This window comes from Pedobacter sp. V48 (genome assembly GCF_000523515.1).
Taxonomy (GTDB): Bacteria; Bacteroidota; Bacteroidia; order Sphingobacteriales; family Sphingobacteriaceae; genus Pedobacter.
This window is the reverse complement of the sequence record NZ_AWRU01000001.1, coordinates 330,768-343,224: the sequence shown is the minus strand read 5'-3', so window position 1 is coordinate 343,224 and position 12,457 is coordinate 330,768. Positions and strand designations below refer to the sequence as shown.

Annotated in this window: 7 protein-coding genes and 1 pseudogene; all 8 read left to right on the top strand. The window is 39.8% G+C overall.

Going from position 1 to position 12,457, the window contains the following annotated elements; translation table 11 throughout:
* The first annotated feature begins 657 nt into the window (after positions 1 to 657).
* The 8 genes and pseudogenes from N824_RS01270 (at position 658) to N824_RS01240 (ending at position 12,412) form a co-directional block, all read left to right on the top strand.
* Positions 658 to 2,106, top strand: a complete 1,449-nt coding sequence (locus N824_RS01270) for a glycan-binding surface protein (RefSeq protein ID WP_048903303.1) — start codon at positions 658 to 660, stop codon at positions 2,104 to 2,106.
* 147 nt (positions 2,107 to 2,253) lie between these two features.
* Entirely contained in the window at positions 2,254 to 2,799 is a 546-nt protein-coding gene (locus N824_RS35345) for a beta-galactosidase (protein WP_048903302.1), read from the top strand.
* A gap of 44 nt (positions 2,800 to 2,843) precedes the next feature.
* Positions 2,844 to 3,368, top strand: a pseudogene (locus N824_RS35340) (beta-galactosidase); the annotation flags it as partial.
* Entirely contained in the window at positions 3,360 to 4,343 is a 984-nt protein-coding gene (locus N824_RS33950) for a beta-galactosidase (protein WP_373419272.1), read from the top strand. The pseudogene N824_RS35340 and the gene N824_RS33950, both read left to right, overlap by 9 nt.
* A gap of 222 nt (positions 4,344 to 4,565) precedes the next feature.
* The gene (locus tag N824_RS01255) at positions 4,566 to 4,775 is read left to right on the top strand and encodes a hypothetical protein (protein ID WP_048903300.1); all 210 of its coding nucleotides are present in this window, start codon (positions 4,566 to 4,568) and stop codon (positions 4,773 to 4,775) included.
* A gap of 101 nt (positions 4,776 to 4,876) precedes the next feature.
* Positions 4,877 to 6,391 carry a family 43 glycosylhydrolase gene (locus N824_RS01250; RefSeq protein ID WP_048903299.1) on the top strand — a complete coding sequence of 505 codons (1,515 nt, stop codon included), beginning with the start codon at positions 4,877 to 4,879 and terminating at the stop codon, positions 6,389 to 6,391.
* A 7-nt stretch (positions 6,392 to 6,398) separates the two neighbouring features.
* Entirely contained in the window at positions 6,399 to 7,964 is a 1,566-nt protein-coding gene (locus N824_RS01245) for a carboxylesterase/lipase family protein (protein WP_048903298.1), read from the top strand.
* Positions 7,965 to 8,227: 263 nt separating this feature from the next.
* A complete protein-coding gene (locus N824_RS01240) occupies positions 8,228 to 12,412 on the top strand; it encodes a hybrid sensor histidine kinase/response regulator transcription factor (RefSeq protein ID WP_048903297.1) in 4,185 nt (1,394 codons plus the stop codon).
* Positions 12,413 to 12,457: the final 45 nt, after the last annotated feature.

The window sequence follows — 12,457 nt, the reverse complement described above, 5'->3', positions numbered from 1 at the left end:
GGMGMWMAKYMWCYMKWATNNTSAAYSRAGMWSRTKRTSSYKNNTTRARKCRANCAGGTRSKGGYYTKAARRMNACASGTWMKKGSCWRMNAAAAASACRWYAWTKSNNCAACKAWRRAKRSAWSRWYWYCYNAWCKAWSNATRNATGSWMWTCTNTMGAWYRKMNNATGYRNATTYKKWGWWTGNCCGAWGNTRTWTTKGGYRNTAWKMCGANNCTAYTWKSGRYRMTRAYRCGMYWNACTAKNNCRATGMKGWNGCGSWAAASKRYYKSMRTGNGRTRYKGWRRMNGKGCYGRCSYSNGMTNNAYTGYGKNCTGWRMKRASSSYTGMWSYNNTGCKTWNTGAARGAMRRKNTTGRANTWGNCYTTNTKARRKAYWMNTATTRNGATMNGRCYWNTGYTRNGAWRNTTCTTANNAYGATCMGGMTRMTRCTSWSRNGTYKSWTWWYGWTYASGATGCTACTCACGGTCGGATTTCGTTTACTTATGACCCTGTAACGAAAATAGCTACAAGGGATACTACTGCGCTACCCTCTGCGCTACCGGCAACTATCGCTTCATTTACATTGCCAATTCCGTCATCTGAGCTAACCACTGCCCCTAAATTGGCAGAACCACCGGTACCATATTATTAATTAAAAAAATTAAAAGATATTGTTATGAAAATAAAATCATATCTAACCTTGTACTCTTTGCTGCTTTTCTTAATAATAGTAGCTGTATCACCTGCGTGTAAAAAAGATACTGAAAGCAGTTCTGCTCCAGTGATTTCAAGTATTAAGAGTTATGTAGCCTCACCTAATGATACCGTTTTGCACAGTGCTGCGCCAAACGGGCAATATGTGGTAATAACCGGGAATAATTTGCAGAATGCTACACAAATAAGTTTCAATGGTGTGTCTGCTCCTTTTAACAGCGCTTTATTTGCGCCTAACAGTGCCGTGGTGCGAATACCTGACATGCAGTTTTCAAAAATTGATACTGCTAAGCTCTATATTGTAGAGTATGCTACAAAAGCAGGTTCCACAAGGTTCTCTTTTAAATTAGGTCCGGCAGCACCTACCTTTGTGGGAATTTCCAATTTATATGCCAATCCAGGCGATTCTGTTTATGTCTACGGAAAGGACCTGTTTTTTATTCAACGCTTTTCGTATAGGGGCACCCCAATCCAATCCTTTAAATCAGACACTAGCGGGAATTCTATTGGATTTTTGATGCCGGCTGCAACGACCGACGATAAGATATCAATAATCACCAAAAGCGGTACGTTGAATCATAAAATAATTGCGACCCCAGTCATAGCAGGCATTACCAATGAAAATGCCAACCCCGGTGATTCGGTTTATATTTATGGTACCTATCTTAAAGGTATTCAAACGCTGACGTTTGCGGGTACAGCGATTACTTCATTTGTATCATCCAGTAATGGGAGTAATGTTGGATTCGTTTTGCCAACGATAACACAAAGCGGACCTGTATCCCTTACCACACAGTTTGGCACCGCTACTACCGTGTACAATGTACATGATGTAGCAACAGGCTCCATATCAAATTGGGACAGTAATTTTAATTGGCAATACTGGGGTGCCGGCAAACAAACTAAAGGCGATTCTAATTTTCCTGGCAACTCAAGCACCTATTTTGTGTTCGATATTAATGGATTATCCAGCAACGACGGATGGCCCTGGTCTACTAACATACCCATGAATGCAATACAGTGGGTACCACAAACCAATATTGCCGACACGGTTAGCCATTGGGCATTTAAATTTGAAGTAAATATCCCAAAAACCTGGAAAGGTACTACTGTTAACATTGTAAGTGGAGTAGGTGGCTATATGGCCCGATGGGAGCCATGGCGGATAAACGCTACGACCACGGTACCGTACAGTACAAAAGGGTGGTCAACAGTAACTATTCCTTTAACATCGTTCCGTGCATCACATCCTGAGCTTGGCGAGGGTATGGGGGCTTCACTAACCAAAATTGCCGATTTAACAGGTGAATCAGGAAATACATCGTGCATCATATATATACATAACTATACCACTTCTTCAGCCAGTTTTTATGGCGGTATTGATAATTTGAGAGTCGTTAAAATTAAATAAGTTGAAGAGGCTGTCCGAATAAGGTTTGGACAGCCTCTTTTAATCATTAAGGAACAGAATATAATGAGTATGAAAATAATTAAAACTGAAAGGATATCAATTTAGAAATTCATGCATTATTTTAATCAGATTTTTAGAAGAATTGTCATGACAATCCTTCTTTTTTCATTAAAAACCGTTGTCATAGCACAAACCTATAAGTTCGATGATATCTTATATGGTGCAGCTTATTATCATGAGTATTTACCTACAGAACGGCTTGATGAAGATGTTCGGTTGATGAAAGCCGCAGGGATTAATTTCGTTAGGCTGGGAGAATCTACATGGCAGTTGTGGGAGCCGCAAGAGGGAGTTTTTAAATTCGATTGGATGGATAGGGTTGTGGATAAGATGCATAAAGCCGGTATCAAGGTAATTATGGGCACCCCAACTTATTCCATTCCTGCCTGGCTTTATAAGAAGCATCCGGAAATAACCGTTATTAACGAGAATGGGGAGCAACAGAAATACGGAATGCGACAAAATGTTGATCTTTCCAATCCGGTTTTTAATGTCTATTGTGAAAAGATCATCAAGCAAATAGTAGATCATTACAAAAATAATCAGGCGGTAATCGGCTATCAGTTAGATAATGAAACACATGCAAAAGCAGCTTCAGGCCCAGCAGTATTTAGTCGTTTCTTAGCAATTTAAAGAAGAAATTTGTTAGCCCTGACTCACTTAATAAAGCATGGGGATTAAATTACTGGGGGCAGGCGATCACAAAATGGGATGAATTGCAGCCTGTGGATGGATTTATGCATCCCAACTACAGGTTAGAATGGTCTAGATTTCAGGAAAATATGACCACAGAATTTTTGGAAAGACAGGCTGATCTGGTAAAAAAATATAAAGGTGCCCATCAGTTTATCATGCACGACCATCCTGGAGCTTTCCGGAATGATATCGATGAGCGGGCAATTGCACAATTTATAGATTATCCTGGCATGAATATCTATCATTACGATCAGGATAAATCCGATGGGTTAAGGATATCCCTATTTGGAAGTTTTGCCAGATCTCTGAAACCTGGCAATTACCTGGTTCCCGAAACCAATGCAGCATCGATCGGCTGGAACTCAGCAGATCAGTTGCCTCCCTATGATGGCCAACTCCGGTTGAATTTTTATTCACATATCGGAAGTGGTGCAAACCTGATTTCTTACTGGCATTGGCATTCGCTTCATACTGGGATTGAGCAGTATTGGAGGGGTATTTTACCGCACGATCTAAAACCAGGAAGAATCTATAACGAGGTTAGCCGTATTGGAAACGAAAGGGCAAGAGTAGGAAAGGAACTCGTAAACCTGACCAAGAGAAATAAGGTAGCCATTTTATACAGTATTGATTCACAAAATGGTTTGATTCAACAGCGTTTTGATAACAACATGGAAGGTTTTGTCAACGGACCTTATGAAAGTGGCAACGATTCTTACCTTAAAATCATTAACCGGTTTTACAAAGCCCTTTATGATTTGAATATTGAAGCTGATTTTGTATTTCCCGACGGCAAGAACTTTGAGAAGTACGATATGATCATCGTACCACCACTTTATATTGCCTCTGATAAATTGTTACAGCAACTGAATCAATATGTGTTAAATGGAGGTCATTTAATACTTAATTTCAAAAGTGGGTTTGCCGATGAAAATTCTAAAATTCGTGATCAGGTAATGCCGGGGGCGCTAAGCGAAATCTGTGGATTTACCTACAATGAATTTTCCAGCCTTCGTGATCGTATTCCGCTAAAAGGAGATCCATTCCAGGTAGGCGACAAGAATTTTGTTGAACAATGGGCTGAATTCATCGTACCAACCACGGCAAAAACGCTCGCTGCTTATGATCATCCCTTTTTTGGAAAGTATGCTGCGATAACCAGGAATGAGGCAGGTAAAGGAGTGGTCACTTATTTTGGAACAGTGGTCTCACTTGAAATATTGAAGAAAGTCCTCCGGAATTCGCTTGATGAGCTGAAATTAATTGGGGCTGACCAAAATCTGCCTGAAAAACTGAAGGTTAAACATGCCTTTGACGCATCGGGAAAAGCCGTTCATTTTTACTATAACTTCTCAGATAACATTATGGAGTTTAAATACCCATATAAAACAGGAAAAAGCATTATAGACAACACAATGGTTGAAAAAAACGGTTTAATTCAGTTTGATCCCTGGGATGTCATGATTATTAAAGAAGAGTAAAAACGGATTGAGGCTGAAGTCTTCACATCTGTAGGTTAACATTTGTTCTTCAAATAGAAACATTTGGTCTACCTCTGCATCGCATCTCCGGTTAGTTTTGATCCTTATGGCCAAATTAACTGAAATGAAGATCGGATACAGATGAAGAGGAAAGTATTGAATAGAGAGGAAACTAATTGCTAAATACAAAACAATTAAAATTGAATCCTATCCAACTAACCAATGAAATCTAAATTTATAGACAGAGGAATCCCTGTAATAATGTGCGAGTTCAGCGCCTACCGTCGGGGAGGTCCTAACAATATTCCTTTAGATCAGTCAGCACACAATAATGTGGTAGATGATTGGGATACTGGCGGAGCATTGGACCGCAGAAACAATACCTTGCTTGATCAGCGTAGTATAAATGCGCTTATTGCAGGAACTCACTAGGTAAATACATAAATTCACGCATGCAAAAAAAACCTTTTGTTTTCCAATGAAATGGCCATTAATAAGGAAGATGAAAAAAGGAGACCTTGAAATAACTTAATATGAACAAACTATTAATAACTTTTTTGCTGATTCAGCTCAGCTTTTTTGCAAAAGCACAGCACCAAACCCAACCTCATGAAAAAGGTAATGGATTTTATTTAAATCCCATTTTTGCAGGAGATTATCCTGACCCAAGTATATTACGTGATGGCGATAATTTTTACATGGTCCATTCCTCCTTTGAATACTATCCAGGTTTATTGATTTGGCATTCAAAAGACCTGATTAACTGGAAACCACTGACCCACGCCCTGCATAAATACGTAGGCTCGGTGTATGCTCCTGATTTGGTGAAGTATAAAAATAAGTTCTATATCTATTTTCCGGCAAACGGGACTAACTATGTGGTAACAGCGGACTCGATCGATGGGAAATGGAGTGATCCGGTCGATCTGAAAATTGGCAACATTGACCCTGGTCATATAACCGACGAACATGGCAAAAGGTATTTGTTTTTCAGTAACGGGGGATTTGTGCCCTTGTCTGATGATGGTCTTTCAATTACAGGAAATCAAAAGAGCTCATACAACGGATGGCCTATACCTAAAGACTGGACCATTGAGTGCTTTTGCCTGGAAGGCCCCAAGTTGATAAAAAGAGGAGAATACTACTATCTTACTGTAGCCGAGGGAGGAACAGCAGGTCCTGCTACTGGCCATATGGTCATTTCTGCTCGATCAAAATCGCTATCGGGCCCGTGGGAAAATTCTCCTTATAATCCGATTGTCAGAACAACTAAACAAGATGAAAAATGGAAATCGAAAGGGCATGGTACGCTATTCGATGATGCAAAAGGTAACTGGTGGATGATCTTTCATGCTTACGAAGATGGTTTTTACAATAAAGGTCGCCAGACTTTATTGTTGCCGGTAGAATGGACAAAAGATGGCTGGTATAAAGTGCCGGATAATATAGTAGATAGTAAACCCATCAGGAAACCCAATTTAGCTCCCTTTAAAACCGACTTTACATTGAATGATAATTTTAAAGGCAATAAATTACGGCCTCAATGGGAATTCTTCGAAGGATTGGATACCAGCAGGTTTAACTTATCTGACAATGGTTTATCCATTAAGGGAAAAGGAAATAATGTAGCCGGTAGCTCGCCCTTATTGTGCATTCCATCAGGCCATTCATATAATGTAGACGTGGAATTATTAATAGAAGGAAAAGCAACAGGTGGATTAGTTCTTTTTTACAACAACAATGCCTATTCAGGGATCCTGGCCGACGATAAAAACATATTTGCCAATTTACGTGGCTGGCAGTTTCAAACTGAAAAGAGCGTTATAAAAAATCATGTATTCCTTCGTCTTAAAAACATTAATAATACGGTAAATATGTATTATAGTACAGACGGTATTAAATGGAATAAAATTGAAACTTCGCTTGAGGTTTCTGCCATACATCATAACGTGCTGAGTGGCTTTTTAAGCCTAAGAATTGGCTTGTGTGCTATAGGCGAAGGAAGTGTAACGTTTAAAAATTTTAAATTTACTCCAATAGATTTATAAGTAATTTATGAGGATACGGAAAAATGGTGCATTTATAGTTCTGGTGATGGTATTCACAGCGCTAACAGGCCATGCTCAATTGCCTGTTCATTTAGACGTTGAAGGGGGTAGGATACAAGGGATATCAGAAAATAATCTGAGTATATTCCGTGGAATTCCTTTTGCGGCTCCGCCAGTTGGTTCATTACGGTGGAAAGCCCCACAACCAGTAGTAAAGTGGGATGGAGTAAAGCAGGCTGTTCATTTTGCTGCCTCACCGATGCAAGGAGGCAGCCCGGTTGCAGGCAAAAGCGAAGACTGCTTATATCTGAATGTATGGAGCCCCGCAAAATCAAATAAAGAGAATTTACCTGTTATGGTATGGATCTATGGGGGAGGGTTCAGTTCCGGATCAACTGCCGAAGCATGGTATGATGGACAAAAATTGGCGCAAAAGGGAGTTATATTTGTCAGTATTGCCTATCGTGTAGGTCCGCTTGGTTTTTTAGTACACCCGGAATTAAGCAGAGAGGGAACTGAGCATACATCGGGAAACTATGGTTTACTGGACCAGATTGCAGGCCTTAAATGGGTGCAGAAGAACATCGCTGCTTTTGGTGGCGACCCCAAAAAAGTAACCATTTTTGGCGAATCCGCCGGAGGGATTTCAGTGAGTATGCTGTGTGCTTCTCCTCTGGCTAAGGGTCTTTTCCGAGCGGCAATCTCGCAAAGTGGCGGATCCTTTGGACCTGCCGGTATCAAAACATATCCGGGCGAAAATATGAAAGCCCTTCAGGAAGCGGAGAATGACGGATTAGGTTATGCAGCAAAAGCAGGTGCTGCTTCCATAGAAGAACTTAGAAAGATAGAAGCCGACAAACTCCCTATGGGTTGGGGTGTTGGCAGTTCATGGCCTATTATAGATGGACATGTGATTCCTGATGTTCAATATAAACTATACGAAGCAGGTAGGTACAATGATGTACCAGTGCTTATTGGCTACAATTCTGACGAAGGACTGAGCTTTTCGCCTGGAGCAAACCCTAAAGAATATATTGATGGAGTAAAAGCACGTTATGGGAAATTTGCCGATGATCTGATTAAGGCCTATCCCCTAGGCGAGAATTCTGTTACACGCGCTGCAAGGAATTTGTCAAGAGATGCTGCTTTTGGATGGCACAGTTGGACGTGGGCCAGACTCCAGTCAAAAACTGGGACATCGAAAGTGTTTTATTATTTTTTTGATCAGCATCCAAACTATCCCGAAGGTACTCCTGAATATGGGCAGGGCTCTCCTCATGCACAGGATGTTTCGTATGTTTTTCAGCATATAGATGCTTTGAACCCGAAAACTTCTGAATCAGATCTGGAAATTTCAACCGCGATGGGGAGTTACTGGATTAACTTTGTGAAATACGGAAACCCTAACGGTAAGGAGCTTCCGCTATGGCCTGCGTTTACCGGCGATAAGCCTGCAGTGATGTGTTTCGCGGAGACACCTCATGTAGGACCAGTTCCCGACGAAAAGTCACTTCAGGTATTGGATAAATATTTTAGGTGGAGACTTGGTTTAAATAGAAAAGACCGGGAATAGGATTTTTATCGAATTTGCAATATGCACGCTCTGAAACGTCGGTTATAGCCTTTTGCTATATCTGGCGTTTAAACTCTAGTAACAGTCCCTAAAAACTTCCGGCCCATCAACTGATGGTTAAGGAGGAGGGTTATTAAAAAAATCCAGATTAAAGTGTAGCTTAGCTATACCAATATTACGCAACCAATTATAACCTGTTTGGGTTTTAGCTTTAATTGTTCCTGGCATCCGGAGAATGACTAAAGCATTTAATAGAAAAATATATGTTTCGGTTTTTAGCCCTGATCAGCGCATTCCTGCTGTATAATTCTCTTTTTGCGCAGGATAATGTATACCAGTTTTCCCATTTAGATATTTCAAATGGTTTATCAGACAATCAGGTAAATGCGATATACAAAGATCAAAAAGGATTTATGTGGTTTGGTACCACCGCCGGGCTCAGTCGTTATGACGGACATGAATTCAAGATATTTCAACATAATTCAAAGGATAGCACCAGCTTACCCGATGGTTACATTATCAATATATTTGGGGGACCCGAGAAAGAATTGTGGATTAAATCTAATCGTGGCTTCAGTATATACTATCCCTTAACCGAAAAGTTTGAGCGGTTTCAGAATAAACACTTTCAAAAATATAAAATTCCTGGTGGATACCTTAGAGAGATAAAAACCAACAATAAGGGTAGCCTCTATTTTTATATAGAAAATCAAGGTATTTTTTGTTATGATTCTAAAAGCGAAACCACTACGAGTTATACCCCTAAAAGTGACGTATTAACTTCCATGTCTTCTGGTATAATAAGTGATTTTATCGAGGATTTAAAAGGTAATTTATGGGTTATTTACGCCAATGGTGTACTGGAGAAGTTTAACTTAAAACAACAAAAGGTAACAAGCAGATATTTTGATGTTAAAAACCGTCTAGGAACAAAGGAGAATTATTTCAATCTCAAGCTCAGCCTTGACGCTGAAGGCAATGTTTTTATTTATAGTCCGGGTGATCTTTTTGGATTATATTACCTCAATGTGGCGAGCGACAAATTCCACTATTTTGGGAAAAAACAAGACTATTCGGGGCTAAGCTCTAAAAATGTCGGCTCTGTTCTGGAAGGAGAGGATGGGAAAATCTGGATAGGGACTGATCATGGAGGAGTTAATATATTAGACAAGCGGACCAATACATTCACTTATATTTTAAGTAGAGAAGATGACCAGAGGGCTTTAAGCGACAACAGCATAGCTTCTTTGTATAAAGACAATAGCGGTATCATCTGGATTGGTACTTCTAAGAAAGGAATTTGTTACTATCATAAAAGCATCTATAAATTTCCTGGAAATCAGTATTTAACCAGAAATAACGCCCTACAGAAGGATGTGAATGCCTTCGCAGAAGATAATATGGGCAACCTATGGATTGGAACAAATGGCTCGGGTTTAATACATTTGAACAGGAGTACGGGTGAGTTTAAAACCTACCGTAATAACCCGGAAAATGACAACTCCTTAAGTAATGATATTGTGGTAAGCCTCTGCATCGATCATTCGGGTGTTTTGTGGATAGGAACTTTTTTAGGCGGGCTTAATTCATTTGACGGACAGAAGTTTACACATTTCAAACATACGGCAGAACCTTCCAGCCTTTCAGATAACCGAATTTATGCCTTATTAGAAGATTCTTCCAACAGGCTTTGGGTAGGCACTTTAATTGGGGGATTAGATCTGTTTGACCGGAGTACCAAGAAATTTAAGCATTTTAATCCATCAGTGAAAAATACCTTGAACTCATATGGTATTTCCTGTTTATATGAAGATAAAAATAAAAATATCTGGATTGGTACTACAGGGGGTGTTAACATCCTGAATCATAAAACGGCTAAATTTACGCAATTGGTACATGATGGTAAGGATAAAAACAGTTTGATACTGAATGATGTAAGTTCAATTATAGAAGATGGAAGAGGGTGGATCTGGATAGGGACCAGAGAAGGCATAAGTATCTACAACCCGCTAACAGGTAAGTTCAATAATTTAAACGAAAATACGGGTCTGCCCGAAAATTCCGTGTTTGCAATTCTTGAAGATGAGCAGCATCAAATTTGGTATAGTTCCCGAAAAGGACTTTACAAGATTTCTGTAGTTGCACAAGGCAAAAGCTATAAATTCCAATATAGTAAATACAATAAATCCGATGGGTTGCAAAATACCCAGTTTAATTTCAATGCCGCATATAAAACAAAAACTGGCGAATTGATTTTTGGAGGACCAAATGGCTTTAATATTTTCAGAGCAAGCCAAATCCAAAACATCCAGCCGCCTTCCGCCATGGCCATGACCGAATTAGAGGTGTTTTATCATAAAGTGCATGTTGGCGAGAATCTAAATAGGCGTATCATTCTGCCCGAATCCATCACAGCCCTTAAAAATTTAACCCTTACCTATAAAGAAAATATTTTTTCACTTCAATTTGCGTTGCTCAACTATTTTGCCCCCCACAAGATTACCTATAAATATAATTTGGAAGGATTTGATGATCGCTGGCTTACCGTTCCTTCAGAAATACGCAAGGCCACTTTTACAAACCTTGACCCAGGAGAGTATACCTTTCACGTAAAGGCTTTTAATGAAAGTGATACTATACCTATAGCGGAGTCGCAACTGAAAATTACAATTTTGCCCCCTTTCTGGCGCACCACGTGGGCATATTTATTGTACGCTTTCGCCATCGGCTTTTTATTGTTATTTATCCGAAACCGGGGGATCAATAAGCTACGACAGGAATTTGCTTTGGTACAAGAAAGAATTCAGGCCAGGCAATTGCGGGAACAGGATCGTAAGGAAGCAGAAAGACTGCGGGAGCTTGATCTATTGAAAATTAAATTTTTGACCAATTTGAGCCATGAGTTCAGGACGCCTATTTCGTTAATTCTGGCCCCTGTAGATAAACTTTTAGTTGAAGCCAAAGAGAAGGAGCGTCATGGTCAGCTGTCTATGATAAAAAGAAATGCAAGGCGTTTGTTAAATCTGGTAAACCAGTTGCTCGACTTCCGTAAAATGGAAGAACAGGAATTGCAGCTGAACAGGAGTGATGGCGAAATTGTCTCCTTTATTAGGGAGGCAACAGAATCTTTTTATGACCTGGCAGAGCGGAAGCAAATCAAATTAACTTTCAAAAGTGCAATTGACAATTTATACGTCTCTTATGATCAGGATAAGGTCGAGCGGATATTGTTCAACTTACTGTCGAATGCTTTTAAATTTACGCCTTCAGGAGGAAATGTGAGTGTAGAATTACAAACACTCCCGAACCCGACATCAGATGGAAGGGTTTTATTGGAGTTAAAAGTGTTAGACTCAGGAATTGGCATTCCAAAAGATAAACAGGAGCATATTTTTGAGCGGTTTTTTCAAAATGAAACTTCCGCTTCTATTCTTAATCAGGGTTCGGGAATTGGCCTTTCCATTACAAAAGAATTTGTGAAGATGCATGACGGTGAAATCAGGGTAGAAAGTGAGCCAGGTTTGGGTAGTTGTTTTACGGTACACCTTAATATTGCACCTGTATCCCTTGTTGTGCTGGAGCAAAAAGATGCGGAATGTGCTGATTGGCCGGACGAGGGGAGATCGGATAAAAAAAATGAAGGAAAAGAGTCCACTGGTGAGCGTCTGCGCACGAAAAATGCACCTGTGATATTGTTGGTTGAGGACAACGAGGACTTCAGGTTTTATCTCAAGGATAATTTACGCGTTTTTTATAAAATAGAAGAGGCCTCAAATGGCAAAGAAGGTTGGCAAAAGGCACTTGCCCTGCACCCACATTTGATTGTTTCCGATATCAGTATGCCTGAAATGAATGGTAACGAATTGTGCGGAAAAATAAAATCAGATGAACGGACGAAGCATATTCCCATCATCTTGTTAACGGCATTGACGACCGAAGAAGAACAACTTAAGGGATTGGAAACAGGGGCGAACGATTATATGACAAAGCCTTTTAATTTTGAGATCCTACATTCCAAGATCAAAAACCTGCTCACTCTTCATCAGACATTTAAAAGAACTTATACCAGGCAAATTAACATCTCATCGCCGGAAATGGAAATTGAATCGGACGATGCTAAATTTTTGAACGCTGCGTTGGTTTACATTGAAGAGAATCTTCACAACCCCCAGTTGTCTGTAGAGGACCTGAGTAGGCATATTGCCATGAGCAGGGTCTCCCTGTACAAAAAATGCTTAAAGGTGACCGGTAAAACTCCGGTAGACTTTATCAGATCGGTTAAGCTGGAAAAAGCAGCAGTATTATTGGAAAAAAGCAATAAAACTATTGCTGAGATCTGCTATATGGTCGGTTTCAGTACTCCTAATTACTTTGCGAAATCCTTTAAGGCAAAATACAATGTGCTTCCTTCTGAATATATCGCGGAAAAGAGAAATAAAAAAATATAATAATTAGATTATCATTGTTTTAACTCTTTTTTATCTCCTTCCTGA